Origin of the sequence: Bradyrhizobium sp. LA6.1, from assembly GCF_040547805.1 — a bacterium.
In the GTDB taxonomy this organism is placed as follows: domain Bacteria; phylum Pseudomonadota; class Alphaproteobacteria; order Rhizobiales; family Xanthobacteraceae; genus Bradyrhizobium; species Bradyrhizobium barranii.
In genome coordinates this window covers 208,398-234,849 of record NZ_JBEPQK010000004.1, presented here as the reverse complement: position 1 = coordinate 234,849, position 26,452 = coordinate 208,398, and the positions used below count along the sequence as shown (strand labels likewise).

The 26,452-nt window shown below is 65.5% G+C and carries 27 protein-coding genes; 21 read left to right on the top strand and 6 right to left on the bottom strand.

The window, feature by feature from the left end; all coding sequences use genetic code 11:
- Positions 1 to 122: 122 nt before the first annotated feature.
- Complete coding sequence (locus ABIB99_RS11705; RefSeq protein ID WP_063981042.1) at positions 123 to 836, bottom strand: type 1 glutamine amidotransferase; 714 nt, start codon at positions 834 to 836, stop codon at positions 123 to 125.
- Between the two features lie 29 nt (positions 837 to 865).
- Positions 866 to 1,792, bottom strand: coding sequence for a LysR family transcriptional regulator (locus ABIB99_RS11700; protein ID WP_354175874.1), 927 nt, complete (start codon positions 1,790 to 1,792; stop codon positions 866 to 868).
- A gap of 151 nt (positions 1,793 to 1,943) precedes the next feature.
- Here ABIB99_RS11700 and ABIB99_RS11695 point away from each other — a divergent pair, with 151 nt between their 5' ends.
- From ABIB99_RS11695 to ABIB99_RS11655, 9 genes are read left to right on the top strand one after another with little or no spacing between them, the layout of a single operon-like run.
- The gene (locus tag ABIB99_RS11695; RefSeq protein WP_135214723.1) at positions 1,944 to 2,900 is read left to right on the top strand and encodes an N-carbamoyl-D-amino-acid hydrolase; all 957 of its coding nucleotides are present in this window, start codon (positions 1,944 to 1,946) and stop codon (positions 2,898 to 2,900) included.
- 53 nt (positions 2,901 to 2,953) lie between these two features.
- On the top strand, positions 2,954 to 3,778 hold the full coding sequence (locus tag ABIB99_RS11690) for an ABC transporter substrate-binding protein (protein WP_063981045.1): 825 nt from the start codon (positions 2,954 to 2,956) through the stop codon (positions 3,776 to 3,778).
- On the top strand, positions 3,775 to 4,632 hold the full coding sequence (locus ABIB99_RS11685; protein ID WP_063981046.1) for an amino acid ABC transporter permease: 858 nt from the start codon (positions 3,775 to 3,777) through the stop codon (positions 4,630 to 4,632). Before ABIB99_RS11690 ends, ABIB99_RS11685 begins: the two co-directional genes overlap by 4 nt.
- Positions 4,629 to 5,393, top strand: a complete 765-nt coding sequence (locus tag ABIB99_RS11680; RefSeq protein WP_063981047.1) for an amino acid ABC transporter ATP-binding protein — start codon at positions 4,629 to 4,631, stop codon at positions 5,391 to 5,393. Before ABIB99_RS11685 ends, ABIB99_RS11680 begins: the two co-directional genes overlap by 4 nt.
- Before the next feature lie 15 nt (positions 5,394 to 5,408).
- Positions 5,409 to 6,224, top strand: coding sequence for an ABC transporter substrate-binding protein (locus tag ABIB99_RS11675; RefSeq protein ID WP_063981048.1), 816 nt, complete (start codon positions 5,409 to 5,411; stop codon positions 6,222 to 6,224).
- The gene (locus ABIB99_RS11670) at positions 6,211 to 7,095 is read left to right on the top strand and encodes a polysaccharide deacetylase family protein (protein WP_063981049.1); all 885 of its coding nucleotides are present in this window, start codon (positions 6,211 to 6,213) and stop codon (positions 7,093 to 7,095) included. The genes ABIB99_RS11675 and ABIB99_RS11670 overlap by 14 nt, the downstream gene beginning before the upstream one ends.
- 8 nt (positions 7,096 to 7,103) lie before the next feature.
- Positions 7,104 to 7,760: an aspartate/glutamate racemase family protein gene (locus ABIB99_RS11665; RefSeq protein ID WP_063981050.1), complete on the top strand. Its 657-nt coding sequence runs from the start codon at positions 7,104 to 7,106 to the stop codon at positions 7,758 to 7,760.
- Positions 7,761 to 7,782: 22 nt separating this feature from the next.
- Positions 7,783 to 9,366: an ABC transporter substrate-binding protein gene (locus ABIB99_RS11660; RefSeq protein ID WP_063981051.1), complete on the top strand. Its 1,584-nt coding sequence runs from the start codon at positions 7,783 to 7,785 to the stop codon at positions 9,364 to 9,366.
- Positions 9,363 to 10,736 carry an amidohydrolase family protein gene (locus ABIB99_RS11655; protein ID WP_063981052.1) on the top strand — a complete coding sequence of 458 codons (1,374 nt, stop codon included), beginning with the start codon at positions 9,363 to 9,365 and terminating at the stop codon, positions 10,734 to 10,736. Before ABIB99_RS11660 ends, ABIB99_RS11655 begins: the two co-directional genes overlap by 4 nt.
- On the opposite strand, the gene ABIB99_RS11650 is transcribed toward ABIB99_RS11655, so the two are convergent.
- Positions 10,726 to 11,643 carry a LysR substrate-binding domain-containing protein gene (locus ABIB99_RS11650; protein ID WP_028161125.1) on the bottom strand — a complete coding sequence of 306 codons (918 nt, stop codon included), beginning with the start codon at positions 11,641 to 11,643 and terminating at the stop codon, positions 10,726 to 10,728. The genes ABIB99_RS11655 and ABIB99_RS11650 overlap by 11 nt on opposite strands.
- A 273-nt stretch (positions 11,644 to 11,916) precedes the next feature.
- Between ABIB99_RS11650 and ABIB99_RS11645 the strand changes: the two genes are divergently transcribed.
- The 10 genes from ABIB99_RS11645 (at position 11,917) to ABIB99_RS11600 (ending at position 20,913) form a co-directional block, all read left to right on the top strand.
- Positions 11,917 to 12,954: an ABC transporter substrate-binding protein gene (locus tag ABIB99_RS11645; RefSeq protein ID WP_063981054.1), complete on the top strand. Its 1,038-nt coding sequence runs from the start codon at positions 11,917 to 11,919 to the stop codon at positions 12,952 to 12,954.
- Between the two features lie 23 nt (positions 12,955 to 12,977).
- Positions 12,978 to 14,018 carry an ABC transporter ATP-binding protein gene (locus ABIB99_RS11640; protein ID WP_063981055.1) on the top strand — a complete coding sequence of 347 codons (1,041 nt, stop codon included), beginning with the start codon at positions 12,978 to 12,980 and terminating at the stop codon, positions 14,016 to 14,018.
- Positions 14,015 to 14,890, top strand: coding sequence for an ABC transporter permease (locus ABIB99_RS11635; protein WP_063981056.1), 876 nt, complete (start codon positions 14,015 to 14,017; stop codon positions 14,888 to 14,890). Before ABIB99_RS11640 ends, ABIB99_RS11635 begins: the two co-directional genes overlap by 4 nt.
- The gene (locus tag ABIB99_RS11630; protein ID WP_063981057.1) at positions 14,887 to 15,693 is read left to right on the top strand and encodes an ABC transporter permease; all 807 of its coding nucleotides are present in this window, start codon (positions 14,887 to 14,889) and stop codon (positions 15,691 to 15,693) included. The genes ABIB99_RS11635 and ABIB99_RS11630 overlap by 4 nt, the downstream gene beginning before the upstream one ends.
- A 9-nt stretch (positions 15,694 to 15,702) precedes the next feature.
- A complete protein-coding gene (locus ABIB99_RS11625; RefSeq protein ID WP_063981058.1) occupies positions 15,703 to 16,839 on the top strand; it encodes an NAD(P)/FAD-dependent oxidoreductase in 1,137 nt (378 codons plus the stop codon).
- A gap of 29 nt (positions 16,840 to 16,868) precedes the next feature.
- Entirely contained in the window at positions 16,869 to 17,165 is a 297-nt protein-coding gene (locus tag ABIB99_RS11620; RefSeq protein WP_063981059.1) for a (2Fe-2S)-binding protein, read from the top strand.
- Entirely contained in the window at positions 17,162 to 18,580 is a 1,419-nt protein-coding gene (locus ABIB99_RS11615; protein ID WP_063981060.1) for an FAD/NAD(P)-dependent oxidoreductase, read from the top strand. The genes ABIB99_RS11620 and ABIB99_RS11615 overlap by 4 nt, the downstream gene beginning before the upstream one ends.
- Positions 18,577 to 19,698: an NAD(P)/FAD-dependent oxidoreductase gene (locus ABIB99_RS11610; protein ID WP_354175871.1), complete on the top strand. Its 1,122-nt coding sequence runs from the start codon at positions 18,577 to 18,579 to the stop codon at positions 19,696 to 19,698. Before ABIB99_RS11615 ends, ABIB99_RS11610 begins: the two co-directional genes overlap by 4 nt.
- 12 nt (positions 19,699 to 19,710) lie before the next feature.
- Positions 19,711 to 20,058, top strand: a complete 348-nt coding sequence (locus ABIB99_RS11605; protein ID WP_063981062.1) for a RidA family protein — start codon at positions 19,711 to 19,713, stop codon at positions 20,056 to 20,058.
- Between the two features lie 135 nt (positions 20,059 to 20,193).
- Complete coding sequence (locus tag ABIB99_RS11600) at positions 20,194 to 20,913, top strand: hypothetical protein (RefSeq protein WP_063981063.1); 720 nt, start codon at positions 20,194 to 20,196, stop codon at positions 20,911 to 20,913.
- Here the strand turns inward: ABIB99_RS11600 and ABIB99_RS11595 are convergent.
- Both ABIB99_RS11595 and ABIB99_RS11590 read right to left on the bottom strand, forming a co-directional pair.
- On the bottom strand, positions 20,903 to 21,748 hold the full coding sequence (locus tag ABIB99_RS11595; protein ID WP_084794962.1) for a tetratricopeptide repeat protein: 846 nt from the start codon (positions 21,746 to 21,748) through the stop codon (positions 20,903 to 20,905). The genes ABIB99_RS11600 and ABIB99_RS11595 overlap by 11 nt on opposite strands.
- Before the next feature lie 39 nt (positions 21,749 to 21,787).
- Positions 21,788 to 21,955: a hypothetical protein gene (locus tag ABIB99_RS11590; protein ID WP_187387921.1), complete on the bottom strand. Its 168-nt coding sequence runs from the start codon at positions 21,953 to 21,955 to the stop codon at positions 21,788 to 21,790.
- Between the two features lie 23 nt (positions 21,956 to 21,978).
- On the opposite strand from ABIB99_RS11590, the gene ABIB99_RS11585 reads away from it, so the two are divergent.
- Entirely contained in the window at positions 21,979 to 23,574 is a 1,596-nt protein-coding gene (locus ABIB99_RS11585) for an ABC-F family ATP-binding cassette domain-containing protein (RefSeq protein WP_354175868.1), read from the top strand.
- Positions 23,575 to 23,628: 54 nt separating this feature from the next.
- Here the strand turns inward: ABIB99_RS11585 and ABIB99_RS11580 are convergent, their stop codons facing one another.
- Positions 23,629 to 24,963 carry a dicarboxylate/amino acid:cation symporter gene (locus ABIB99_RS11580; protein WP_071909716.1) on the bottom strand — a complete coding sequence of 445 codons (1,335 nt, stop codon included), beginning with the start codon at positions 24,961 to 24,963 and terminating at the stop codon, positions 23,629 to 23,631.
- A gap of 163 nt (positions 24,964 to 25,126) precedes the next feature.
- Between ABIB99_RS11580 and ABIB99_RS11575 the strand changes: the two genes are divergently transcribed.
- Positions 25,127 to 26,446 (top strand): solute carrier family 23 protein, encoded by a 1,320-nt coding sequence (locus tag ABIB99_RS11575; RefSeq protein ID WP_354175866.1) that lies wholly within the window; start codon positions 25,127 to 25,129, stop codon positions 26,444 to 26,446.
- The last annotated feature ends 6 nt before the right edge of the window (positions 26,447 to 26,452 follow it).

The window sequence follows — 26,452 nt, the reverse complement described above, 5'->3', positions numbered from 1 at the left end:
GGGTCTCCCTCCGCGAGTCCGACTCTTATTGAGTGCGCTGAGGCAACCCCTCATCCGGCGCTTCGCGCCACCTTCTCCCGCAAGGGGAGAAGGGAAGAGGTGCGCGTGGCGAGGACCTTGAATTAAGGCGCCGCGCGCCGCGCCAAAAACCGCGTGATTGCCCCACCCAGCTTCGCGTTGTCCATCGGCTCCGCCAGCGACTCCCTCGCGGTCGCAACGACATCCTCCGGCGCCTTGCCGTCGCGGAGCTCGCAGCACACTTGCGCAAACTCCACGTCGAATTCCGGATGCGGCTGCACGGTCAGCGTGGTGCCGTTGGCGTAGAGCAGGCCGGCATGCGGGGTGAATTCGGACGAGAGGATCGTCAGCGCATCGCTGGGCGGCTCGACCACCTGGTCCTGATGCGAGGCGGCGATCGCAACCGCTTTGCCGTCGACGACGCCGTTCTCCGGCAGCACCTGATAGACGTGGCGGCCGATGCCCCAGCCCTTCTCCGACTTCTGCACGGTGCCGCCGAGCGCCTGCGCGATCAGCTGATGGCCGAAGCAGACACCGACCATCGGCGTCTTGTTGGCGTAAGCCGTGCGCACGAAATCTTCCAGCGGCGCGATCCAGTCGAGCCCGTCATAGACACCGGCGGCAGCACCGGTGATCAGCACGGCCTCGAGCTTGCTCGGGTCGGGGAGTGCGTCGCCATTGGGGATGCTGACGACGTCCACCGTGGCGGTCGGATCCTCGGCGCGGACCATGCGCTCGAACATGTCGGGAAACGAGCCGTGCTGCTCGCGGTACTTCTGCGGGACCTGTCCGGTCTCGATGATGGTGATGCGTGCCATGTGCCCCCCGGGTCAAAAGGTTGCGAAGCTCAGTCGCTTTCTGCCCCATGTTGCTGGTGTGGCGCTGGGCGCGCCAGCAGTGCGCTCTCTTTCCGGACCTCGTTGAGAAACGCCTTGGCCAGGCGCGACAGCGGCTCGGCTTCCGACCATAGCATATAGGCGACGGCGTGCGTCGTGGGCGTGAACGGCCGCACCACGAGGCCGCTGCCGCCGTTCTGTCGCGGCGAGAACGGATCGACCACGGCGGCGCCGACGCCGGCGGCGGCGAGCACGCAAGCCGTGTTGCAGTAGCGGACCTCGACGGTCGGCTGGAACGGCGCACCGGCGCGGGCAAAGCTGTCGCGCACGGCCTCACCGAGGCGCGTACCGCGCTCGAGCCCGATGAAGGGCATGCCGGAGAGATCGGCGGCCGAGATCACCGGCTTGTCGGCAAGCGGATGCCGCGGCGGCAGCACGCAGACCATCTCGCCGGTGTGCACCACCTCATGCGCGATGCCGGGATGATGCGTCAGCCCCAGCGCGAAGCCGAGCTCGGCGACGCGGCTGAGCACCCCCTCGATGATGCCCTCATAGCGCCGCACGTCGAAGAACACCCGCGTCTCCGGGCGGCGGCGAAGGAAGCTTGAGAGCGCCGACGGGATGATGCTGTAGGCCAGCGGCGGCGTCGCGACGAGAGCGAGATGGCCGGAGCGGTTCTCGCGCAGATCGCGGACGCGGTTCTCGAGCTTGGCGTGCAGCGCGAAAATCGCTTCGCTCTCCTTGTAGAGCGCCATCGCCTCCGCGGTCGGAAACAGCCGGTTGTTGACGCGCTCGAACAGCGCAAAGCCCGCCTGCGTCTCCATCGTTTTCAGCGCGTTGCTGACCGCGGGCTGCGACAGCGCCAGTTCGTCCGCCGCCGCCACCGTGGTGCGATGGCGGATGACGGCACGCAGGATCTCGAGCTGACGCAGGTTCATATCACTGCCGATTATACTCTGGGCCAAAACATCATAGCAGAACGAATTGATTTTGCAGCCCCGCTTCCGCGTAATGGCTGCGGATTTGCACGTCGCATCAAAGGGTTCATTCGCCCATTGAGGCAGCACTGCGCACATATTGGAGGCAATCTTGGTTCGTGTCCTTCGCGCCGCCGCCGCACAGATGGGGCCGACGCAAAAAGCCGATACGCGCGAGCATACGCTGGCGCGAATGCTCGACATGCTGGAGGAGGCCGCCGGCCGCGGCGCCAGCCTCGTGGTGTTTCCCGAGCTTGCCTTCACCACCTTCTTCCCGCGCTGGCTGCTCGAAGGCGCCGCGCTCGACCATTACTTCGAGCGCGGCATGCCGAACCCGGCGGTGGCAAAGCTGTTCGACCGTGCGCGCGCGCTGCGTGTCGGCTTCTATGTCGGCTATGCCGAGCTGACGCCGGACGGCCGCCGCTACAATTGCGCGATCCTGGTCGATCGCGACGGCGAGATCCTCGGCCGCTATCGCAAGGTGCATCTGCCGGGCTCGGTCGAGCCGCGCGAAGGCGCGCGCTACCAGCAGCTCGAGAAGCGCTATTTCGAATATGGCGACCTCGGCTTCCCCGCCTTCCGCGCCGGATCAGCCTGGGCCCACGCCATCATGGGCATGATGATCTGCAACGACCGCCGCTGGCCGGAATCCTGGCGCGTGCTCGGCCTGCAAGGCGTTGAACTGGTCTGCATCGGCTACAATTCGGCCGCCTACGATCCCAATGGCGGCGTCACCGAAGACGCGTCCTTGCGCACCTTCCACTCGACGCTGGTGACGCAGGCCAACGCCTACATGAACGCGACCTGGGCGATCTCGGTGGCGAAGGCGGGTGAGGAGGACGGCTCCGGGTTGATCGGCGGCTCCTGCATCGTCGATCCCAATGGCCGCATCGTTGCGCAAGCCCAGACTTTGGCCGACGAGGTGATCGTCGCCGACATCGATCTCGATCTCTGCCGCCAGGGCAAGGACAAGATGTTCAACTTCGCCGCCCACCGGCGGCCGGAGCAATACAGGGTGATCACCGAACGCGCTGGCGTCATCGAGCCGGCCGTTCTCGACGCGGACTGACTGGCACGGCGCTGGCAAAGGACTCAAAGCAAAACGTTGGCAAAGGAGCTGACATGATACGCCTCTCGCTCTCTCTCGGTCTCGCAGTACTGGCTACCGTAACGTCGGCGCAAGCGGCGGAGCTTCCCGCGGAGATCAAGCAGGCGGGCGCGTTGAAGCTCACGGTCAACTCCACCTACGCGCCGATGGAGTACCGCGATCCCGCCACCAACGAGCTCGTCGGGCTCGACGTCGATCTGGCCAACGAACTTGCGAAGCGGCTTGGCGTAAAAATCGTCTGGAGCGAGACGCCGTTCGCCGAGCTGATCCCGTCGCTCCAGACCAGGCGCGCGGACTTCATCATCTCCGGCATCTCCGACCGCGCCTCACGGCGCGAGACCGCCGATTTCGTCGACTACCTCGCGACCGGCCCGCAGTTCTTCGTGATGGCGGACAATGCGGCCAAGGACGCGACCGATCTCTGCGGCAAGAAGGTCGGCACCACCCGCAGCACCAGCTTCCCGGTCGAGATCGAGAAGTGGAGCAAGCAGAACTGCGAGCCGGCCGGCAAGCCGGCCATTCAGTACGTCCCCGGCGAGAACTCGATCGACGTCCGCAACCAGCTCAAGCAGGGCCGCATCGACGCCGCAGTGCAGGGCAGCGAGACGCTGCCTTACGCGCAGACGCAGGAGCCCGGCAAATATCGCGTCGTCGGCGAGCCCTTCGCCAAAGGCTACCAGGGCATCATGTTCCGCAAGGACGATGCGGCTTTGCGCGAGGTGGTGACGGAGAAGCTCACGGCGATGATCGCCGACGGCACCTACAAGGCCGTTCTCGACAAATGGGGCCTGGGGGCCAACGCGGTGGCCCAGCCCATGCTGAATGCGGCGCCGCAATGAAGCCGGTGCCGGCACTCGCGGAGGGTTTCCCTGATCTGTCGGGGATGCGGGTCGCGCGCGAGCCGCACTGGTTTCGCTGGCTCAGCGCGGCGCTGATCGTCCTCGTGCTGGCGGTGATCGTGCGCGCCTTCGCCGGCGGTCAGATCGAATGGTCCTATGTCAGCCGCTTCCTGACCGCAAAAGTCATTCTCGAAGGCATCGTCAACACGATGGTGATGGCGGTGCTGGCGATGGCGCTCGGCATTGTCCTCGGCGTCGTCGTCGCGGTCATGCGGCTGTCGCCCAATCCGGTGCTGAAGACGGTCGCGGCCGGCTACACCTGGCTGTTCCGTGGCACGCCGCTGATCCTGCAACTGCTGTTGTGGTTCAACCTCGCGCTGGTGTTTCCGACCATCGGCATTCCCGGCCTGTGGTCTGCGCGCGCGGTCGACGTCATGACGCCGTTCCTTGCCGCGCTGCTCGGGCTCGGCATCAACCAGGGCGCCTATACGTCCGAGGTGATGCGTGCCGGCATGCTGTCGGTCGACATCGGGCAATACGAGGCGGCACAGGCGATCGGCATGGGGCGGCTGCGCGCGCTGCGCCGGATCATCCTGCCGCAGGCGATGCGCGTCGTGATCCCGCCGCTCGGCAACGAGTTCATCGGCATGGTGAAGGCGACCTCGCTCGCGAGCGTCATCCAGTATCCGGAACTGCTGCACAACGCCGAAAACATCTACTACGCCAATTCGCGCGTGATCGAGCTGCTGATCGTTGCCGGGCTCTGGTACCTGCTCGTGGTCTCGATCCTGACGCCGCTCCAGATGCTGCTCGAACGCCGTTTTGCCCGCGGCACATTGCGGCTGGCGCGATGACAAACCCCCTCGTCGCGATCCGCACCGTCAGCAAGAGCTTTGGAGAGTTCCAGGCTCTCAGAAGCGTCTCGCTCGACGTCTGGCCCGGCGAGGTGATGTGTTTGATCGGCGCCTCCGGCTCCGGCAAGACCACGCTGCTCCGCTGCATCAACCAGCTTGCCGCGATCGATGCCGGCGGCATCTGGCTCGACGGCGAGCTGCTTGGCGTGCGCGAGCAAAGCGGCAAGCTCTACCGTCTCAGCGAGCGGGAGATCGGGCGGCAGCGGCTGAAGACTGGCATGGTGTTCCAGCGCTTCAACCTGTTTCCGCACAAGACCGCGCTGGAGAATATCATCGAAGGTCCACTTCAGGTGCAGGGGCGCAAGTCCGACGAGGTGCGCGCGGAGGCGCTCGAACTGCTCCGGCGCGTCGGATTGTCCGCCAAGGCGGACTGGTATCCCGCGCAGCTCTCCGGCGGCCAGCAGCAGCGCGTGGCGATTGCGCGTGCGCTCGCCATGAAGCCGATGCTGATGCTGTTCGACGAGCCGACCAGCGCGCTCGATCCGGAACTCGTCGGCGAGGTTCTCGCGGTCATAAAGGAGCTGGCGAAGAGCGGCATGACCATGATGGTGGTGACGCACGAGCTCGGCTTCGCGCGCGAGGTCGCCGACCGCGTCGTCTACATGGACCAGGGCGCGATCGTCGAGCAGGGGCGCGCCTCGGACGTATTGGGTGCGCCGCGCGAGGAGCGCACCAGGGCATTTCTTTCGGCGGTGATCTGAGATGGGGGCGTGTTGATGAAGAGACTTTGGGTTGCGGCGGCGCTTTTCGGCGTCATGACCGTTTCGGCATTGGCGATCGAGCTGCCGGCGGAGATCGCCAAGCGCGGCAGCCTCAAGGTGGCGCTGGTGCCGAACTATCCGCCGATGGAATTCCGCGATCCCGCTACCAACGCGCTATCCGGCTTCGACATCGATCTCGGCGAAGCCATCGGCCGCAAGCTCGGCGTCAAGATCGAATGGCAGGAGACGAGCTTTGCCGAGTTCATGCCGTCGATCTCGACCGGGCGGGTGGACGCCATCCTGTCCGGTTTCACGGACTACGCGAGCCGTCACGACATCGCGTCCTTCGTCGATTATCTCAGGAGCGGTCCGCAGTTCTTCGTGCAGCAGTCGCGCAAGGCGGAGTTCAAGGACGCGGCATCGCTCTGCGGCAAGAAGGTCGGCGCCAGCCGCCGCACCATGTTCCCGGCGCAGATCGCGGCGTGGAGCGAGAAGAATTGCGGCAGCAATCCGATCCAGTTCATCGGCACCGACGGCTCGGCCGACGCCCGCACCCAGCTGAGGCAGGGCCGCATCGATGCCGCGGCCCAGGGCAACGAGACGCTGCCCTACATTATGGATCTCGAACCCGGCGCCTATGCGCCCGTGGGCGAGCCCATCGCGCAGCAATTCACCGGCATCGCCCTGCCGGTCAAGGAAAAGGCACTGCAGCAGGCCATTCTCGAAGCGGTCGATGCGCTGATCGCCGACGGCACCTACAAGACCCTGCTTGCCAAGTGGAAACTGAACGACAACGGATTAGAGAAGGCGACCATCAATGCTGGACAGTAAGGCACTCAAGAGCATCCCGCTCGTTCCGGCCAACACCGCCGATCCCGCGCCGGAATATCCCTGGCCGAAACCCTACACTTCGGCGATGTTCCTCTCCTTCGACGTCGACGCGGAGAGTGCGTGGACCAGCAAGGACGCGGTGCACGCGCAGCGGCTCATCACCATGAGCTATGGCGGCTATGAGGCGCGCGTCGGCACGCCGAAGCTGTTGGAGCTGCTCGACCAGCTCGATCTCAAGGCGACCTTCTTCGTCACGGGATGGTCGGTCGACGCGCATCCGGCGATGGCCGAGTCGATCCTCAAGGCCGGCCACGAGATCGGCCATCACGGCTATCACCATCTGCTGCCCGATCCCGGCGATCCCTGGATCGAGGAGGAGCTGGAGCGCGGCTTCGAGGCGCTGAAGCGCCGGCTCGGCGTCAGGCCGACCGGCTATCGCGCGCCCTATGGCGAGTTCACCGAGGAGCTGCGCGCAGCACTCGTACGTCACGGCATCGTCTACACGTCGTCGTTCCGCGACGACGTGCGGCCTTATCGCCATCGTCTGGCCGACGGCAAGCCCGGCACGATCGAGCTGCCGGTCACAGCGAGTTATGACGACTGGATGCACGGCCTCTCCGCCCGCTTCAGCCCGCGCTCGATCTTCCCCAAGGAGCATGTGCTCTCGATCTGGAAGGACGAGCTCGACGAAACCAGGGACTGGGGCGCCATGGTGACGACCGTGCTGCATCCGCAATGTAGCGGCCGCCCGATGCGGCTGCGCCTGTTGCGCGAGTTCCTGACCTACGCAAAGTCGTGCCCGGATGTCTGGATCACAACCGGCGAGAAGATCGCGGAAAACTTCCTGCGCCACGAAGCCGGTAGTCGCTGAGCAGCACCATGACCCGTCGTCGCATCCTCGTCATCAACCCCAACTCCTCGGCGTCGGTGACGGCGGCGATCGACGAGGCGGTCGCGCCGCTGCGCATTGCCGGCGGGCCTGACATCGAGGTGGTTGGCCTCGCCGAAGGACCGCCGGGCATCAGCTCGCAGCGCGATGCCGATAGCGTGGTCATGCCGCTGGTCAACCGCGTCACGCGTGACGATGCGGATGCCTTCGTGCTCGCCTGCTTCAGCGATCCCGGCCTGCATGCGGTGCGTGAGGCCGCCGGCGGACGCCCGGTGCTGGGCATCGCCGAATGCGGAATCTTTCGCGCGCTGATGCTGGGCGAACGCTTCGGCATCATCGCGCTGTCGCCGTCGAGCATCCGCCGCCAGCAACGCATGGCGCGGGTGATGGGCGTCGATAGCCGTTACGCCGGAAGCTGGTCGGTCGGCGCGAGTGCGGCGGAAACGGCAGGCGCCGATATCCGCGGCCGCTTGGTCGATGCCGGCCGCGCGCTGGTCACTCAATGCCGCGCCGATGTCGTGGTGATGGGGTGCGCCGGCATGGCCTCGCACCGCGCGGCGATCGCGGATGCGATCGGTGTGCCCGTGATCGAGCCGGCGCAGCAGGCGGTCGCCGCTGCAATCGGCGCGGTGTTGTTGAACACGTAAGATCCTTCAGGAGCCTTTTGTCATGCCGATCTCCCGCCGCTCGCTCCTCAAGGCTGCCGCAGCAATGCCGGCGCTGTCGCTGCCGGGCATCGTCCGCGCCGAAGCGCAGAGCACCTTGCGCTTCATTCCCGTCATCGACCTCGCCTTCGTCGACCCCATCTATTCGACCGCGCAGGTGTCGCGAAACCATGGTTTCATGGTCTACGACACGCTCTACGGCATGAGCTCCTCGCTCCAGGTCTCGCCGCAGATGCTGTCGGGCCACGCCATCTCCGCTGACTTGCTGCAGTGGGACCTCAGCTTGCGCGATGGCCTGTTCTGGCACGATGGCGAACGTGTGCTGGCCCGCGACTGCGTCGCCAGCATCCGCCGCTGGGCGGCGCGCGACGGCTTTGGCGGCGAGCTGCTGGAGGCGACCGCCGAGCTCTCGGCCGCCGACGACCGCACCATCCGCTTCCGCCTCAAGCGTCCGTTCCCGCTGCTGCCGCAGGCGCTCGGCAAAGCGGCGATCAATCCCTGCTTCATGATGCCGGAGCGGCTGGCGAGCCAGGACCCGTTCAAGCCGCTGACCGAGGTGATCGGCAGTGGCCCGTTCCGCTATCTCGCCGACGAGCGCGTGCAGGGTGCCCGCAACGCCTATGCCAAATTCGAGCGCTACCAGCCGCGCACCGACGGCAAACCGGATTGGACCGCGGGTCCGAAGATCGTGCATTACGACCGCGTGGTCTGGACCACCACGCCCGATGCCGGCACCGGCGTCGCCGCGCTCCAGACCGGCGAGCAGGACTGGCAGGAGACCACGCCGCACGATCTGCTGCCGATCATCAAGGCCGCCGGCGATATCGAGACGCGCATCCTTGACCCCAGAGGCTACGCCTGCATGCTGCGCCTCAATCATCTGCAGCCGCCCTTCGACAATCCTGCCGTGCGCCGCGCGCTGCTGGGTGCGATCGATCAATCCGCGTTCATGACGGCCGTGGCCGGTACCGATCCGGCGTTCCAGGTCTCGCCGATCGGCTATTTCGCGCCTGATACCCCGATGGCGAGCGACGTCGGCCTCGACGTGTTCCGCGGGCCGCGCGACTACGCCAAGGTCAAGGCCGAGCTGAAGGCCGCGGGCTACAATGGCGAGAAGATCGTAGTGCTGGTCCCCACCAACTCGCTGGCGCAGAAGCCGCTGGGCGAGATCGCGGTCGACAGCTTGCGCAAGGCCGGCATGAACGTCGAATATGCCGGGCTCGATTTCGCCGTCGTGTTGCAGCGCCAGCTCAAGAAGGACCCGATCGGGCAGGGCGGCTGGAGCGCCGCGGTCGGCAACTGGCAGGGCATCGACTGGCTCAATCCGGCCGGCAACACCAACATCCGCGGCGAAGGCAAGGTCGCCGGCTGGTACGCGAGCGAGAGGATGGGGCCCTTGCGCAGCCAGTGGCTGGCCGCCTCCGAGCTTGCCGAGCAGCAGCGCATCTGCCGCGAAATCCAGACGGTCGCGTTCGACGAAATCCCCTATATTCCGATCGGCCTGTACAAGCAGCCGACCGCCTATCGCAAAGCCATCACCGGCATTCTCGACGGCACCGCCGTCTTCTGGAACGTGCGCCCCGCATGAGCACCACAGCAATTTTCGGCAGCTATGTGCTGTCACGGAAAGACGGCGCGCAGGACGTGTTGCGCGACCATTGGGTCCTGATCGAAGGCAAAAAGATTGCCGCGGTCACGCGCGACAGGCCGCGCGCGGACGAGATCTACGATCGCCCCGGCCGCTTCGTGCTGCCCGGTCTCTTGAATCTGCACAATCACTGCTTCTCCGAAGCGGTGGCGCGCAGCCATACCGAGGACGGCAACGGCCGCAAGAACAACCAGAGCATTGTCTATACGGTGCTCTTGCCGCTGACCAAGCGCGGTGCCGATATCCTGTCGGCGGAAGAGCGCATCGCGGTCGCGCGGCTCGGCATCCTCCAGCTCCTCAAGGGCGGCGCCACCACCGTGATGGAGCCGTTCCGCAATTCGATCCCGGAGATGTTCGATGCCGCCGAAGAGATGGGCATCCGCTTCTATGGCGCGCCGTATCTGTTCTCGACGTCGGACGCCAAGGCGGGACCTGACGGCGTGGTGCATTATTCCGGCGACGACGGCACCGCCGACATGGCAACGTGGGACGCGCTCTATCAGCGCTGGAATAATCGCGGCGACGGCCGCATCAGTCTTGCGATGAGCCCGCACGCCACGGACACCTGTGGCCCCGATCTGCTGAAGGCCTGCGCCGCACGGGCGCGCGAGCTTGGCGTGCCCATCACGACGCACATGGCGCAGAGCCGTGCCGAGGTCGAGACCATCGGCAAGCGCTATGGCGGCCGCACGCCGGCGCAATATCTGGACTGGCTCGGCCTGCTCGCGCCCGACCTGATGGCCGCGCACTGCATGTTCAGCACCGACGACGATCTCAAGCTGATGGCCGCGCGCGGTATGACCGTGCTGAATTGCCCGCGCGTGTTCGCGCGCGCCGGCGTCACCGCGGCGTTCAGCCGCTTCGCCGAGCACGGCGTGCGCACCGTGGTCGGCACCGACGGCTACAACATGGACCTGCTCGGCGAGCTCAATGCGGCGTCGCTGATCTCCAAGGTCACCTCAGCCCGCGCCGATGTCGCGAGCTCGCCGGAGCTGATCGAAGCGAATACGGCAGTCGCCGCCGACGTCATCAATCGGCCTGATCTCGGCCGGATCGAGCCCGGCGCGACCGCCGATCTCACCGTCGTCGATCTCACCCATCCGCATCTTCAACCGCTGTTCGACCCACGCCGCGCGCTGATCGCGCTCGCCAACCGCGCCAACATCGATCAGGTCATGGTGGACGGCCGCATGCTGGTCGATGAGGGTGGCTATCTCGGCGCCGATGAAGCGGCGATCACGGCGGCGGGCAGTGCGGCGATCGGCAAGATCTGGGACCTGCCGGAGGCGCAGGCCGCGTTCAACGGCTGAGCGTTGCGTCGTCCTCGAATTCAACGAGCGCCTTGCGCATGGTCTCGACGAGATCGAGCGCCACCGGCGAGGGGCTGCGCTGCGCCGGAAAAACGGCGGAGAATTCGAAGTCGATGCGCGGCAGGAAGCGGCGCACGACGACGCCGCGGGTGGAAAATTCCTGCGCGGTGAAGGGATCGCAGATCGCGACGCCTAATCCCGACGACACCATGCCGCACATGATCTCCGACAGCGTGGTCTCGACCCTGAGCACACGGCGGACGTCGTGGCGATGGAAGACCTGGTCGACGAGATGCCGGCTCGACGATCCCGCCGACAGCGAGATGAACGTCTCGCCCTCGAAATCGCGCGGCTCCAGAACTTGCTTCTCCGCGAGGCGATGACCGGTCGGCAGCACCGCGACGCGCGCCAAAGCGGGCAGCCGCTGGCTCGGCAGGCCGGAATGGGCGATCGGCACCTCGGCAAAGCCGATGTCGCATTGATTGTTGAGCACCCAATCGACCACGATCGGCGAGATCACGCCGAAGAAGGCGAGGTTGAGGTTGGGCCGTTCTTTCAGGAAATGTCCGGCGAGCCGCGGCAGATAGCCGTTCGACAGCGCCGGCAGCGCGGCGATGCGCAGCGAGCCGGTGCGGCGGCCACGGATTTCCTCGGCGGCCGCCGTGATGCGTTCGAGCCCGACGAAGGAGCGCTCCACCTCGGTATAGAGCGCCATCGCCGCGGCGGTCGGCACGAGGCCAGTGCCGCGCCGCTCGAACAGCTCCATTTTCAGCAGCGCCTGGAGGTCGCGCAGCAGCCGGCTGACCGCCGGCTGCGTCACGGTCATCAGCGCCGCCGCCTCAGTCACGCTGCCCGTCAGCATCGTCGCGCGGAAGGCCTCCACCTGCCGCGAATTGATCCGCGCCATCCCCAATTCCATCCATAACATTTATGCATGCAGAGGGTGCCATTATTCATTGGACGATGGAAGCTCGGGTTTGCGATCTTTTTCATCAGGACTGGAGACAGCCCGCTTTTTCGGCAGATTGGAGGGGTTCAAACCTCCGAATCGCGCCAAAACCTACCGAACAGGGGCCGGAGCCCTGTCCGGAGAGGGTTGGCGCGGAAGGAAATGCGGAAGGCGCCTCAGTCAGAGATTTTTCGGCACGTCACCTCATCCCGGTATTGGAGATCGGTCCATATGAAGACTCTCAGCCTTCTGACCGCGGTCAGCATCGCAGCGCTCATCGCCGTCCCGTCTGCCGCCTCGGCCCAGCAGAAAACGCTCTATGTCGCCGGTTACGGTGGCTCGTTCGAGAAGACCATCCGCGACGAGGTGATCCCGGCCTTCGAGAAGGAGAACGGGGTCAAGGTCGAGTACGTCGCCGGCAATTCCACCGATACGCTGGCCAAGCTTCAGGCGCAGAAGGGCAACCAGCAGATCGACGTTGCCATCGTCGACGACGGCCCGATGTACCAGGCGATCCAGCTCGGCTTCTGCGGCAAGCTCGAAGGCTTGCCGGCCGCCGATCTCTATGACACCGCCCGCTTCAAGGACGATCGCGCCGTTGCGATCGGCATCGTCGCGACTGGCCTGATGTACAACACCAAGGTGTTCGCCGAGAAAGGCTGGGCGCCACCCACTTCGTGGAACGATCTGAAGGACACGAAATACGCCAAGCAGCTCGTGATCCCGCCGATCAACAACACCTACGGCCTCGAAGCGCTGGTGATGCTGTCGAAGATGAACGGCGGCGGCGAGACCAACGTCGATTCCGGCTTCAAGATCTTCAAGGAGCAGATCAATCCGAACGTGCTGGCCTATGAGCCGTCGCCGGGCAAGATGACCGAGCTGTTCCAGTCCGGCCAGGCCGTGATCGCGGTGTGGGGCACGGGCCGCGTGCAGAGCTTCGCCAACACCGGCTTCCCCGTCGACTTCGTCTATCCGAAGGAAGGCGCGGCGACGCTGCTGACGACGGCGTGTCCGATCACCAAGCCGAATGCCTCGCCGCTTGCATCGAACTTCGTCAAGATGCTGCTCGATCCAAAAATCCAGCTCGTGATGCTGAAGGACTACGGCTACGGCCCGGTGCTGAAATCACTGGTGGTACCGCCGGAGCTCGGCAAGATGGCGCCGATCGGCGAGCGCGCGGCAAAGCTCTATAATCCGGACTGGACTGTGATCAACGAGAAGCGCGAGGAGTGGACCAAGCGCTGGAATCGCGAGGTCGAGCGTTGATCTGATCGTTGCGGAGACAGCGCATGGCCTATCTCGAGCTCGATCGGGTCGCAAAACAGTTCGGCGCGCAGACTGTGGTCGAAGACTTCAGTCTGTCGGTGGGGAAGGGGGAGTTCATCTCCTTCCTCGGCCCGTCCGGCTGCGGCAAAACCACGACCCTGCAGATGATCGCGGGTTTCCTCGATCCCACACGCGGCGCGATCCGCCTGGAGGGCAAGGACCTGACCGCGATCCATCCCGCGAAGCGCGGGCTCGGCATCGTGTTCCAGAGCTACGCGCTGTTTCCGCACATGACGGCGGCGGAGAACGTCGCGTTCGGCCTCGAGATGCGCAACGTGCCGCGCGCCGAAAGAGCCGAGCGCGTCCGCGCCGCGCTCGCGATGGTCGGGCTTGCCGGTTTTGAGGACCGCCATCCGCGCCGCATGTCCGGCGGTCAGCAGCAGCGCGTGGCGCTGGCGCGCGCGCTGGTGATCAAGCCGAGCGTGCTCTTGCTCGACGAGCCGCTGTCGAATCTCGACGCCAAACTGCGCGAGGAGATGCAGATCGAGCTGCGCCAGATCCAGCGCACCATCGGCACCACGACGATCCTGGTCACCCACGACCAGAACGAGGCGATGTCGCTGTCCGACCGCATCGTGGTGATGAGCCAGGGCCGCATCGAGCAGATCGGCTCGCCGCAGGAGACCTATGAGAAGCCGTCCTCGGCCTTCGTCTCGCAGTTCCTCGGCAAGACCAACGACTTTGCGGCGACGATTGATCGGACCGCGACGCCGGTGCGGCTGGTGGCTGGCTCCTGGAACGCGCCGGCGCCGGCCGGGCTCAGTGGCCCCGTCACTGTCAGCATTCGCCCTGAACGGATCGGCTTTGGCGATACGGGGCTCAGCGCAAAGATCGTCACGCGCATCTTCCAGGGCAATCACTGGCTGTTCCAGTGCGACAGCGAATGCGGGCCCGCGATCGTGATCCGCCAGAATGACGGGACGGCGCCGCCGGCTGAGGGCGAGGCGGTTCGCCTCGTCTGGCGGCCCGAGGACATGAGCGTGCGCGCGAGGGCCGGCGCATGAGCACGGCCGCTGACGAGCGCAACGCGCGTGCGCCATGGGCGCTGACGGCGCCCGCCTTGATGCTGTTCGTCGGCGTGCTGCTGATTCCGCTGGCGATGACGGTGATGCTGTCGTTCCACGACTGGGGTCAGTACAAGGGCATCGAGCCGGTCTTCATCCTCAAAAACTGGCACGAGATCGCGACCGATCCCTATTATGCCGAAATGTTCTGGCGGACGTTTCGCATCGCGATCCTGACAACGCTGCTCACCGCGTTGCTCGGCGCACCCGAAGCCTACATCCTCAACCGCATGAGCGGCCGCTGGAAGAGCTTTTTCCTGCTGATCATCCTCGGGCCGCTCTTGATCTCCGTGGTGGCGCGGACGCTCGGCTGGGCGCTGCTGTTCGGCGGCAACAACGGCCTCGTCAACAAGCTCCTGATGTCGCTCGGAGTGATCCGCTCGCCCATTCCCTTCATGTTCACCGAGACAGGGATGGTGGTTGCGCTCGCCCATGTGATGATGCCGTTCATGGTGCTGTCGGTGTGGGCCGCGCTCCAGCGGCTCAATCCGCAGATCGAGAACGCCGCGATGTCGCTCGGTGCGGGGCCGGTGACCATCATTCGCCGCATCATCATGCCGCAGATCATGCCGGGCGTGCTGTCGGGCGCGATCATCGTGTTTTCGCTCTCCGCCAGTGCCTTCGCGACGCCCGCGATCATCGGCGGCCGCCGGCTCAAGGTCGCGGCGACGCTGGCCTACGACGAATTCCTCAACACGCTGAACTGGCCGCTCGGTGCAGCGGTCGCAACGCTGCTGCTGGTCGCGCTGGTGCTGATCGTCGTCGGCAGCAACGCGCTGATCGAGCGCCGCTACGCGGAGGTGTTCCGATGAGCCGGAACGGCCCGCTCGCGTTGATCTTCCACACCATCTTCGTCATCGTCATGGTCGCGCCGATCCTGGTGGTATGCCTCGTTGCTTTCACGCCCGAAGGCTTCCTGTCGCTGCCGACCAACCGCTTTTCGCTGCGCTGGTTCAGGGCGATCGCCAACTATCCCGAGTTCATCCATGCCTTCTGGGTGAGCCTGGGGCTCGGTGCGCTCTCATCCTTCGTGGCGCTGCTGTTCGCGGTGCCGGCAGCGCTCGCGATCGCGCGTTATCGCTTCCGCGGCCGCGATGCGCTCGCGGCGCTGTTCCTGTCGCCGCTGATGATCCCGCATGTCGTGCTCGGCATCGCCTTCCTGCGCTTCTTCACCTCGGCCGGCCTCGGCGGCAGCTTTGCCGCGCTGATCATCGCGCATGTCATCATCGTGTTTCCGTTCGCGCTGCGGCTGACGCTGGCGGCGGCGACCGGCATGGACCTCTCGGTCGAGATGGCGGCAGTCTCGCTCGGCGCCAACGGCTGGACGCTGTTTCGCCGCGTGACGCTGCCGCTGATCCTGCCCGGCGTCATCAGCGGTTGGGCGCTCGCTTTCATCCAGTCCTTCGACGATCTCACCATGACCGTCTTCCTCGCGGCGCCCGGCACCGAGACGTTGCCGGTGCGCATGTTCCTTTATATCCAGGACAACATCGATCCGCTGGTCACGTCGGTCTCGGCCTGCGTGATCGCGATCACCATGACAGCCCTCATTCTGCTCGACCGCTTCTACGGACTCGACCGTGTGCTCGCCGGCAAGGGCGATACGGGACGATAGGAGAAATTTATGTCAGGAGACTACGACGTCGCTGTGGTCGGCGGCGGACTGCTCGGCTCCGCCATTGCCTGGGGCCTCGGCCGGCTCGGCAAGAGCGTGGCCGTGCTCGACGAAGGCGACATCACCAAGCGCGCCTCGCGCGCGAATTTTGCGCTGGTCTGGGTTCAGAGCAAAGGGCTCGGCATGCCGGCCTATACTGTCTGGACCGTGCAGGCGTCACAAGCGTGGAGCCAGCTTGCTTCCGAACTCAAGCAACAGACCGGCCTGGATGTCTCGCTTCAACAGAACGGTGGCTTCCATCTGACGCTCGGCGACGACGAATTCGGCCAGCGCACCGAGCTGGTGAAGCGCATGCACAACCAGACCGGTGCTGCCGATTACAAGATGGAGATGCTCTCCGCCTCCGAGGTGAAGAAGGCGCTGCCGCTGATTGGTCCGGAGGTGTCCGGCGGGAGCTATTGTCCGCTCGACGGCCACGTCAATTCGCTGCGGACCTTCCGCGCCTTCCACACCGGCTTCAAGGCATTCGGCATCGACTATTTTCCGGAGCGCCCGGTCTCGGCGATCAGCAAGAGCGGTGGCGAATTCCGCCTGACCACGCCGAAGGGCGAACTGCACGCCGCCAAGATCGTGCTCGCGGCCGGCAATGCCAACCAGACGCTTGCGCCGATGGTCGGCCTCTACGCGCCGATGGGCCCGACCCGCGGCCAGATCGTGGTGACCGAGCGCACCATGCCGTTCCTGCCGCATCCGCTGACCACGATCCGCCAGACCGACGAGGGCACGGTGATGATTGGCGACAGCAAGGAGGACGAGCTCGACGATCGCGCGCTGAAGCATTCCGTCAGCGCTGTGATGGCCGATCGCGCGCAAAGGATGTTTCCGCATCTGTCGCGGCTCAACGTGGTCAGGAGCTGGGCCGGCATCCGCGTCATGCCGCAGGACGGCTTTCCGATCTACGACCAGTCGGAGACGCATCCCGGCGCCTTCGTCGCCTGCTGCCATTCCGGCGTGACGCTCGCCTCCAACCACGCTTTCGAGATCGCGCGCATGGTCGCAGCTGGCGCGCTCGAGCCGGAGCTGGTCGGCGCGTTTTCGGCCAGCCGTTTCGGCGCCGCCGGTGCTGCGAACAACAGCGGCTATTAGAGATATCTAAAGGAGCCAAGAGGCATCCCATGTTTAGACGATCCGAACAGGACAAGCGACCGCAGGTCCAGATCTTCGTGGATGGCACAGCCATCGCGGCGCGCCAGGGCGACACCGTCTCTGCCGCGCTGCTGGCCTCCGGCTGTGATGCGCGCCGTTCCACCGCAGTGAGCGGCGCGCCGCGTCTGCCCTATTGCATGATGGGCGTGTGCTTCGACTGCCTCGTCACCATCGACGGCGTCGGTAACCGCCAGGGCTGCCTGGTGCCCGTCGCCGAGGGCATGCAGATCGAGATTCAGAAGGGCAAGCGGGAGATCGGAAAATGACTGTGGCTCCCAAGCGCGAAGCCTATGACGTCGTGGTGATCGGCGCCGGGCCCGCCGGCCTCGCGGCCGCTGCGACGTCCGCCGAAGCCGGCCTGTCGACGCTGCTGCTCGACGAGAACATCGGCCCCGGCGGCCAGGTGTTTCGCGCCATTTCGTCCACGCCCGTGACCGACCGCGACCAGCTCGGCGCCGACTATTGGGTCGGTGCCGACCTCGTTCAGTCGCTCCGCGCGAGCCGCGCCGAGATTATCCATCGCGCCACCGTCTGGAGCCTCGACCGCAACCTCGAGATCGCCGTATCGATCGGCGGTGCATCCGCTTTCCTCAAGGCGCAGCGCGTGATCCTCGCGACCGGCGCGCTGGAGCGGCCGTTCCCGATTCCCGGCTGGACCTTGCCGGGCGTGATGACCGCGGGCGCCGCGCAGACGATGCTGAAATCATCGGCGCTGGTGCCTGACGGACGCACGGTGATCGCGGGGCAGGGGCCTCTGCTCTGGCTGCTCGCCGCGCAGATCTTGCGGCTGGGCGGCCGCATCGATCGCATCCTCGACACCACCGAGCGCGGCAATTACTTCGCCGCGTTGCCGCACGCCTTCGCCTTCCTGACCTCGCCCTATTTCACCAAGGGCCTGTCGATGATGCGCGAAGTGAAGGCCAAGGTGCAGGTCGTCTCCGGCGTCACCGAGCTCTCGGCATCCGGTGATGGCCAGCTCGCGAATGTGAGCTATATCGCCGGCGGCAAGCGTGAGACCATTCCTGCTGACCTGTTGCTGCTGCATCAGGGCGTCGTGCCCAACGTCAATCTGGCGATGTCGGCCGGAATCGAGCATCGCTGGGATGATCTGCAATTGTGCTGGTCGCCGGTGCTGGATGCGAGCGGCAATTCGTCGGTCGCGGGCATCGCGATCGCTGGTGACGGCGCCGGCATCGGTGGTGCCAATGCGGCCGTGGTCCGTGGCCGCATCGCGGCGCGCGCGGCGGTGGAGGCATTGGCGCCTGCGGTTGCGACAAAACTTGCGCCGATGGCGACGCTCCGCGCCGATCTCGCCAAGGCCGAGCGCGGCCGCGTCTTCCTCGACACGCTGTTCCGCCCCGCGCCCCAGTTCCGCATTCCCACGGGCGACACCATCGTGTGCCGCTGCGAGGAAGTCACCGCGAAGGACATTCTCGATGCCGTCGCCATCGGCGCGACCGGACCGAACCAGCTCAAGGCCTATCGCCGCACCGGCATGGGGCCGTGCCAGGGCCGGCTCTGCGGCCTCACCGTGACCGAGCTGATGGCGCAGGCGCGGGGCAAGACGGCACAGGAGATCGGCTACTACCGGCTGCGCGCGCCGGTCAAGCCGATCACGCTCGCCGAGCTCGCCGCCGTCCCGAAGAGCGAGGCGGACATCAAGGCGGTGGTGCGCGGATGACCCAAAACGTGGATGCGATCGTCGTCGGCGGCGGCATCCACGGATGCTCGACCGCGCTGCATCTGTGCCTCGCCGGCATGAAGCCGGTGCTGATCGAGAAAGACTACGCCGGCCGCCATGCTTCCGGCGTCAATGCCGGCGGCGTTCGCCAGCTCGCGAGGCACGTGCCCGAAATCCCGCTCTCGATCCGCTCGATGGGGATCTGGGAGAAGATTGCAGATCTCCTCGACGACGATTGCAGCTTTGAGAGTTACGGTCAGGTTCTCGTCGCGGAGAACGAGGAGGAGCTCGCGGTCTGCCGCGCGCGTGTCGCTGAGCTGAATGCGCTTGGCTTCACCCATGAGGAGCTGATCGACGCGACTGAATTGCGGCGACTGGTGCCGGCCGTGGCTGAGACTTGCCCCGGCGGGGTCGTGTCGCGCCGCGATGGTGCCGCCAATCCGGCGCAGACGACGACGGCGTTCCGGCGCAAGGCCGAGCAGTTAGGTGCGACCGTGCGCGAAGGCGTTGCCGCCAGCAATATCCGGTACAGCGACGGTCTCTGGCACGTCGACGTCGGCACTGAGACCTTTGCCGCGCCGGTGCTCGTCAATGCCGCCGGCGCCTGGGCCGGGAACATCGCCGCCGCGCTCGGCGAGCCCGTTCCGGTCGAGACCGTGGCGCCGATGCTGATGATCACCTCGCGCGTGCCGCACTTCATCGACCCCGTCGTGATCCTGCGCGGGCGCAAACTGTCCTTCAAGCAATTCTCCAACGGCACCGTGCTGATCGGCGGCGGCCATCTGGCCACGCCCTATCAGGATCGCAACGAGACGGTGCTGGACTGGAAGAGCCTCGCGATCAGCGCGCGCACCGTGTTCGAGCTGTTCCCGGTGATGCGCAGCGCGACGATCGTCCGCGCCTGGGCCGGCATCGAGGCGAAGATGAAGGACGATATCCCCGTGTTCGGACCGAGCAGCCGCCACAAGGGCCTCTATCACCAGTTCGGCTTCTCGCTGCACGGCTTCCAGCTCGGCCCCGGCGCGGGTGCCGTGATGGCCGAGCTGATCGTCAATGGCGGCACCCAGACCCGCATCGGCGATCTCGGCATCGACCGCTTCCATCCTTCCACGCTCTAAGAAGAGGACATCATGAGCATCACCCGCAGCATCCGCACGCCCATCATGCACCGCGCCGTCGAGGCCAACGGCTTCGTCTTCGTCGGTGGCACCATCGCCGACGACACTTCCGTGTCCATGGGCGACCAGACCCGCAACATCCTCGGCAAGATCGCCGGCTATCTGAAGGAAGCCGGTACCGACAAGTCGCGCGTCGTCAGCACCTCGATCTTCGTCACGGATCTTTCCAAGAAGAAGGAGATGGACGCGGTCTGGACTGAATTCTTCGGTGACAACCTGCCGACGCGCGCCACGGTCGGCGTTGCCGATCTCGGCGGCGGTGCATTGATCGAGGTGGTGGTCACTGCGCTCAAGGGCTGATTGCGCTCTTCTCACGGGCTCGTGAAGAGAGCCGTCGATCCGAACATGACGAAGATGTAATGGTCTGGATTAGCTGCGGCGCTTTGACGCGCCGCAGTTTCCGTTTATCAGTAGGGGACTCGGCTGGAATGCCCAATGTCCTCGCAGAACAATAACAACAAGCTCGCGATCAAATTTCGCTGCCCCGGAGAACTCGAAGGCCTGCTGCCGCAGCCGGTGCCGGCGAATCTCGGCGTTCCCGACTGGCTCAAGGCGATGCCGACCACGGCCTTCAGTGCCCTCAATCAGCAGGATGACGAGACGGTCAAGCGCTGCCCGCCGTTCATCGACGCGATGACATGCGGTTTCCTGATCCCGCTAATCTGCGATATCAGGGTCGAGGATGGCGAGATCAGCTGGGACAACGACATCCCGCCCGGCGGTGAGATCGATTTTCCGCGCTCGCCGATCAGCTTTCACGATCAGGGCCAGCTCACCGGCTCGCCGCTGTTCGAGGCCGATCGCTTCGTCATCAAGTTTCACAATCTCTGGACCATCGAGGCGCCGGAAGGCTATTCGCTGTTCTTCACCCATCCGGTCAATCGCTTCGACCTGCCGTTCATCACGCTGAGCGGCCTCGTCGATTGCGATCGCTATCGCGACAGCTGGATCCACTTTCCGGCGCATTGGCACAATACGGGCTTTCGCGGCGTGCTGCCCAAGGGCACACCGATCGCGCAATGCATTCCGGTCAAGCGTGAGGATTGGACGCGGCAGACCTCGGCCTTCACCGAGGATGAAGCGCAGAAGGTCCACGCCCTGCGCGCCGCGCTGAAGCGCGAGCCGGGTCTGTACCGGCGGAAATTCAGGGCGTAGCCCGCTCGGGCCTGGCTCCCAGGAATTTCGCCGCGGCGCTCGGGCGGAAGAAGAAGCGGCCGTGCGACGAGGCGGCGAGTGTGAGGGCGGCGCGGCTGAGCATCTGCGGCCGTCCGCCATACACGGACCGCAGCGCCGCCTCGCCGCCATCGCGTTCGCCCATCTCCATCAGGCAGATCGCGAGATTGGCGCGGGAGAGAGCGTCGTCCGGGCGAAGCCCGAGCGCGTGACGGTAGGTGTCGGCGGCCTCGGCATAAGCGCCGTCGAGAAGCTCGGCCCAGGCAAGTTCGGTCAGGATATCGGTGCGTCCCGGCCCGATCGCGCGCGCCGCGGTCAGCACGGTACGCGCTTTGGCGCGATTGTTATTCCGGACATGCATGCGGCCAAGGTCGAGTTGCAGATCGACGCTGGCCGGGGCGAGCGCGAGGGCTTGCTCGATCATCCCGACCGCCTCGCCAACCTCGCCGGCGTTCGCAAGCTGGCCCGCCAGCTCCTGGAACGCGGGCAGATAGGGCGGACGGCGCGCTGTGGTTCGCCGCAGTTGCGCCAGTCCATCGCTTCTGCGCCGCGCGGCACACAGCACATGGCCGAGCAGCGTCTCGATTTCGGGATCGCTATTGCGCTTCGCGGCTTTCTCCAGCGGCGCAATCGCTTCCTCCGCACGCTCCTGGCCGAGCAGGGCATGGGCGAGGATCAGCACGGCATTCCGGTCGGTGCGATTTGATTTCAGGGCTTCGGTCGCAAGCTGCCTTGCAATGTCGAACTGCTTTGCACGTAGCGCCAGAAAGGCTTGCTGAAGCAGTTGGGCGAGGGGGCTATTCGGCTTGCCGCTCAAGAGATGGCCTCTTGGTTGAGACACGTTGTTTTTTGCCCCTTACCGCATGCCCCATGCAGCGTCCATCAACAGCTTCGTGATGCTTTGCTGATCGGCCCGGACGCGTCGCACGGAATGCACCTTGATCTCGGCGCCCGACGGGATTATCAGCGAGACATCAATCAGGAGTTTCGCATCCATGGATTTCACCCCGACCGCAACGCCCATCCGCCTTGCTCACGGGGAATTCCATGCCTGCATCGATTATTCTGTCGAACCTCTCGCTGTCCACGCCTAACGGCCGTCCTCTCCTTTCCGACCTCAACCTGACATTTGGTGCCGAACGGGCTGGTCTCGTCGGCCGCAACGGCGTCGGCAAGACAACGCTGCTTGCTGCGATCACCGGAGAGCACATTCCCCAAGCGGGACGCGTTCTCGTGAGCGGAACCGTGGGAATGCTCCGCCAGGACGTCCAGCTTCCTGCGGGCGCCGCGGTGATCGATCTGTTCGGCGCGCGCGCAGCGCTGGAGCTGCTTCGCCGTGCCGAGCGGGGCGATGCATTCGCCGACGAAGTCACCGACGTCGACTGGACGCTCGAAGCGCGGCTTGCGTCCGCGCTCGCGCGTGTCGGGTTCGATCCTGATACCGACACGGAGCTGGATCGTTTGTCGGGCGGGCAGGTCACGCGGATCCGTCTGGCCGCGCTGGTCTTCGCCGAGCCGGACTTCCTGCTGCTCGATGAGCCCACCAACAATCTCGATCGGGATGGACGTAAGTCAGTGGTCGATCTGCTCGCAGGCTGGCGGGGCGGGGCGATCGTCGTCAGTCACGACCGCGACCTGCTCGAGACCATGGATGCCATCGTCGAGATGACATCGCTCGGGGCAAGACGGTACGGCGGCAATTGGAGCAGTTACCGCGAGCAGAAGGCCATCGAGCTCGCTGCCGTCAGGCACGACCTTGCGCATGCCGAGAAGCATCTCGCCGAGATCGACGGCAAGGCGCAGGAGGCAGCGGAACGCAAGGCGCGCAAGGACAGCGGCGGCAGGAAGAAGCGCGCCAAGGGCGACATGCCGCGCATTCTCGCCGGTGCACGCAAGGACCGCAGCGAGGACAGCGGCGGAAAGACCGCGCAGATCGCCGAGCGGCGGCGCGCGGAGGCGATCGAGGCTGTCGACACGGCTCGCCGCCGCGTCGAGATTCGCCAGCCGCTGTCGGTCAAGCTGCCCCCGACCGGCCTGCCGGCGGGCAGGGAGGTGGTATGGCTCGATCGCGTCAACGCCGGCTATCAGCCGGAGCAGCCGGTCCTGCGCGATCTCTCACTCACGCTCGTCGGCCCGGAGCGCGTCGGGGTCGTCGGGCCGAATGGTTCCGGCAAGACAACGTTGCTCAAGCTCGTCACAGGCGAGTTGCGCCCGTTCGCGGGCACCGTGCGGGTCAGGCCGGACTTCGCGCTGTTCGACCAGAAGGTCAGCCTGCTCGATCCCGCGATCTCCATCCTGGACAATTTCGGGCGTCTCAATCCGAAAGCGAGCGCGAACGAGTGCCATGCTGCCCTGGCCCGGTTCGCGTTTCGCGCCGATGCCGCCGCGCAGATCGTGGGGAGCCTGAGTGGCGGACAGCTGTTTCGTGCGGGCCTCGCCTGCGTTCTAGGCGGGGCGGCGCCGCCGTCCCTGCTCATCCTGGACGAGCCGACCAATCATCTCGACATCGAGTCCATCGAAGCCATCGAGGCAGGCTTGAGGGCCTATGACGGCGCGCTGCTCGTGGTCAGTCACGACGAGGCGTTCCTGCAGGCGATCGATATCACGCGCAGGGTCGAGCTGGTCGCCAACACTGCTCTCTAAGGCCCGACAACAAGAACCCGACGCCCTGCCCCCAGCGGGGCTGCGTGGCGCGGCCTACGAGGCCGCGCTGCCGCCCGGTTCGAGCGCCTCGCCCATCTCCAGCGGATGAGCCATGGTCTCGTGCAGAGCCTCGCGATCGAGCTCGCCTTCGGAGATGCTGATGACGACGCAGGCGATACCGTTGCCGATCAGGTTGGTCAGCGCGCGGCACTCGCTCATGAACTTGTCGATCCCGACCAGGATCGCGATCGACTGGATCGGGATGTCGGGAACGATCGAGAGCGTCGCGGCAAGCGTGATGAACCCGGCGCCGGTCACGCCCGAGGCGCCCTTCGAGGTGATCATGGCGATGCCGAGAATGCCGAGCTCCTGCCAGATCGTCAGATGGGTGTTGGTCGCCTGCGCCAGGAACAGCGTCGCCAGCGTCATGTAGATGTTGGTGCCGTCGAGGTTGAAGCTGTAGCCGGTCGGAATGACGAGGCCGACCACCGAGCGCGAGGCGCCGAGATGCTCCATCTTCTGGATCATCTGCGGCAGCACCGTTTCCGACGAGGAGGTGCCGAGCACGATCAAGAGTTCGTCCTTGATGTAGGCGATGAAGCGCAGGATCGAGAAGCCGGAGAGCCGCGCGATCGAGCCCAGCACGATCAACACGAACAGGATGCTGGTGAGATAGAACGTGCCGATCAGGGCCGCGAGGTTGAGCAGCGAGCCGAGGCCGTAGGCGCCGACGGTGAACGCCATCGCGCCGAACGCGCCGATCGGCGCGACGCGCACGATGATGCGGATGATGCCGAAGAACATTTTCGCGGCCTTGTCGATCGCCTCCGCGATCGGCTCGCCGGCCTTGCCGAGGAAGGCGATGGCGAAGCCCGACAGGATCGAGATCAGCAGCACCTGAAGCAGGTCGCCGCGCGCGATCGCGCCCACATAGCTGTCGGGAATGATCGCCATCAGATGGGCGACGATACCCTCTTCCTTGGCCTTGGTGACGTAGGTCGCCACCGATTTCGGGTCGATCGTGGCGGGATCGATGTTGAAGCCGTGCCCGGGCTGGAGAATCTCGCCGACCAGCAGGCCGATGGCGAGCGCGACGGTCGAGACCGTCTCGAAATAGATCAGCGACTTCAGCCCGACCCGGCCGACGCGCTTGAGGTCGCCCATCGAGGAAATGCCGTGCACCACGGTGCAGAAGATCACAGGCGCGATCATCATCTTGATCAGCGCGATGAAGCCGTCGCCGAGCGGCTTCAGCTCCTTGCCGAGATCAGGATAGAAATAGCCGATGAGCACCCCGAGTGCGATCGCGATCAGGACCTGGATGTAGAGGATCTTGTACCAGGGTTGATGCCGGCGATGGACGGCTGGCTGGATCGCGACTTGTGTCATAGTGTGTGCCCCGGAACGCATTGATTTTTGATTCTGCATGATCTGGATTTTGCAAGCTTTGAATCTTGCATGACTCGCATCATGTGATGGTCGCCGCAGAAGCGACAATCACATTTTTGTCGGATCGCACGAAGATCGGTCGCTGCACCGCAACGGGGGGAATATGACAACCACGATGGGCTCGGACGAGCAGCCGCAGAGCTATTTTCCGCGCTGGAAATTCAAGGCCTCGGGCGTGATCATGCCGGAGGAACGGCTGTCATGGGGCCAGACCGTCGTCTCCGGTCTCCAGCATTGCGTAGCGATGTCGGGCTCGACGATCATCGCGCCGTTGCTGATGGGGTTCGATCCCAATGTTGCGGTCCTGTTCTCCGGCATCGGCACGCTGATCTTCTTCGTCATCGTCGCCGGGCGCGTGCCGAGCTATCTCGGCTCGAGCTTCGCGTTCATCGCCGTCGTCATCGCCGCCACCAGCTATGCCGGGCAGGGGCCGAATCCAAATCTCTCCGTCGCGCTCGGCGGCATCGTTGGCGCCGGCGTGCTCTACGGCGTGATCGCGCTGATCGTGATGTGGTCCGGCGTTGGCTGGGTCGAGCGCCTGATGCCGCCGGCCGTCACCGGGGCCGTGGTCGCCGCGATCGGCCTCAATCTCGCGCCCGTGGCGGTCAAGGCGGTGAGCGTCAACGCGTTCGACACCTGGATCGGGCTCGCGACGGTTCTGATCATCGGCGTGGTGGCCGTTGCCGCTCCAGGCCTGTGGCGCCGCCTGCCGATCATCCTCGGTGCGATCGGCGGATATCTCCTGTACCTGCTGTTCGCAAACGGCCTCGGCTTCGGCAAGCCGATCGACTTCGCGCAGCTCGCGGCCGCGCCGTGGTTGGGCATGCCAAGCTTTACCACGCCGACCTTCCAGGCCGATGCAATCTTTCTGATCGCGCCGGTTGCGGTCATCCTCGTCGCCGAGAACCTCGGTCACATCAAGGCCGTCGGCGCGATGACGGGCCGGAGCCTCGATGGCTATCTCGGCCGCGCCCTGTTCGCCGACAGCCTCGCGACCATCGTGGCGGCCTGCGGCGGCGGCACCGGCGTCACCACCTATGCCGAGAACATCGGCGTCATGGCGGCGACGAAGGTCTATTCGACACTGTTGTTTGCATTCGCGGCCACGGTCTCGATCCTGCTCGGCTTCTCGCCGAAGTTCGGCGCACTGATCCTGTCGATTCCCGGCCCCGTCATCGGCGGCCTCTCGATCGTGCTGTTCGGATTGATCGCCGCGATGGCCGGACGGATCTGGGTCGAGAACAAGGTGGATTTCGCCAATCCTGCGAACCTGATCACCGTCGCCGTGGCGCTGACCGCGGGCGCCGGCGACCTCACGTTCAAATTCGGCGCGTTTACGATCGGCGGGATCGGCACGGCGACCTTCGGCGCCATCATTCTCTACCAGATCCTGACCTCGCCGCTCGCGCGCCGCGCCGGGTGAATCCCT

Excerpts from the sequence above, each read along its gene's own strand:
- ABIB99_RS11705 (WP_063981042.1), bottom strand. The coding sequence starts at position 836 with ATGGCACGCATCACCATCATCGAGACCGGACAGGTCCCGCAGAAGTAC.
- ABIB99_RS11700 (WP_354175874.1), bottom strand. The coding sequence starts at position 1,792 with ATGAACCTGCGTCAGCTCGAGATCCTGCGTGCCGTCATCCGCCATCGC.
- ABIB99_RS11690 (WP_063981045.1), top strand. The coding sequence starts at position 2,954 with ATGATACGCCTCTCGCTCTCTCTCGGTCTCGCAGTACTGGCTACCGTA.
- ABIB99_RS11685 (WP_063981046.1), top strand. The coding sequence starts at position 3,775 with ATGAAGCCGGTGCCGGCACTCGCGGAGGGTTTCCCTGATCTGTCGGGG.
- ABIB99_RS11680 (WP_063981047.1), top strand. The coding sequence starts at position 4,629 with ATGACAAACCCCCTCGTCGCGATCCGCACCGTCAGCAAGAGCTTTGGA.
- ABIB99_RS11675 (WP_063981048.1), top strand. The coding sequence starts at position 5,409 with ATGAAGAGACTTTGGGTTGCGGCGGCGCTTTTCGGCGTCATGACCGTT.
- ABIB99_RS11670 (WP_063981049.1), top strand. The coding sequence starts at position 6,211 with ATGCTGGACAGTAAGGCACTCAAGAGCATCCCGCTCGTTCCGGCCAAC.
- ABIB99_RS11665 (WP_063981050.1), top strand. The coding sequence starts at position 7,104 with ATGACCCGTCGTCGCATCCTCGTCATCAACCCCAACTCCTCGGCGTCG.
- ABIB99_RS11660 (WP_063981051.1), top strand. The coding sequence starts at position 7,783 with ATGCCGATCTCCCGCCGCTCGCTCCTCAAGGCTGCCGCAGCAATGCCG.
- ABIB99_RS11655 (WP_063981052.1), top strand. The coding sequence starts at position 9,363 with ATGAGCACCACAGCAATTTTCGGCAGCTATGTGCTGTCACGGAAAGAC.
- ABIB99_RS11650 (WP_028161125.1), bottom strand. The coding sequence starts at position 11,643 with ATGGCGCGGATCAATTCGCGGCAGGTGGAGGCCTTCCGCGCGACGATG.
- ABIB99_RS11645 (WP_063981054.1), top strand. The coding sequence starts at position 11,917 with ATGAAGACTCTCAGCCTTCTGACCGCGGTCAGCATCGCAGCGCTCATC.
- ABIB99_RS11640 (WP_063981055.1), top strand. The coding sequence starts at position 12,978 with ATGGCCTATCTCGAGCTCGATCGGGTCGCAAAACAGTTCGGCGCGCAG.
- ABIB99_RS11635 (WP_063981056.1), top strand. The coding sequence starts at position 14,015 with ATGAGCACGGCCGCTGACGAGCGCAACGCGCGTGCGCCATGGGCGCTG.
- ABIB99_RS11630 (WP_063981057.1), top strand. The coding sequence starts at position 14,887 with ATGAGCCGGAACGGCCCGCTCGCGTTGATCTTCCACACCATCTTCGTC.
- ABIB99_RS11625 (WP_063981058.1), top strand. The coding sequence starts at position 15,703 with ATGTCAGGAGACTACGACGTCGCTGTGGTCGGCGGCGGACTGCTCGGC.
- ABIB99_RS11620 (WP_063981059.1), top strand. The coding sequence starts at position 16,869 with ATGTTTAGACGATCCGAACAGGACAAGCGACCGCAGGTCCAGATCTTC.
- ABIB99_RS11615 (WP_063981060.1), top strand. The coding sequence starts at position 17,162 with ATGACTGTGGCTCCCAAGCGCGAAGCCTATGACGTCGTGGTGATCGGC.
- ABIB99_RS11610 (WP_354175871.1), top strand. The coding sequence starts at position 18,577 with ATGACCCAAAACGTGGATGCGATCGTCGTCGGCGGCGGCATCCACGGA.
- ABIB99_RS11605 (WP_063981062.1), top strand. The coding sequence starts at position 19,711 with ATGAGCATCACCCGCAGCATCCGCACGCCCATCATGCACCGCGCCGTC.
- ABIB99_RS11600 (WP_063981063.1), top strand. The coding sequence starts at position 20,194 with ATGTCCTCGCAGAACAATAACAACAAGCTCGCGATCAAATTTCGCTGC.
- ABIB99_RS11590 (WP_187387921.1), bottom strand. The coding sequence starts at position 21,955 with ATGGGCGTTGCGGTCGGGGTGAAATCCATGGATGCGAAACTCCTGATT.
- ABIB99_RS11585 (WP_354175868.1), top strand. The coding sequence starts at position 21,979 with ATGCCTGCATCGATTATTCTGTCGAACCTCTCGCTGTCCACGCCTAAC.
- ABIB99_RS11580 (WP_071909716.1), bottom strand. The coding sequence starts at position 24,963 with ATGACACAAGTCGCGATCCAGCCAGCCGTCCATCGCCGGCATCAACCC.
- ABIB99_RS11575 (WP_354175866.1), top strand. The coding sequence starts at position 25,127 with ATGACAACCACGATGGGCTCGGACGAGCAGCCGCAGAGCTATTTTCCG.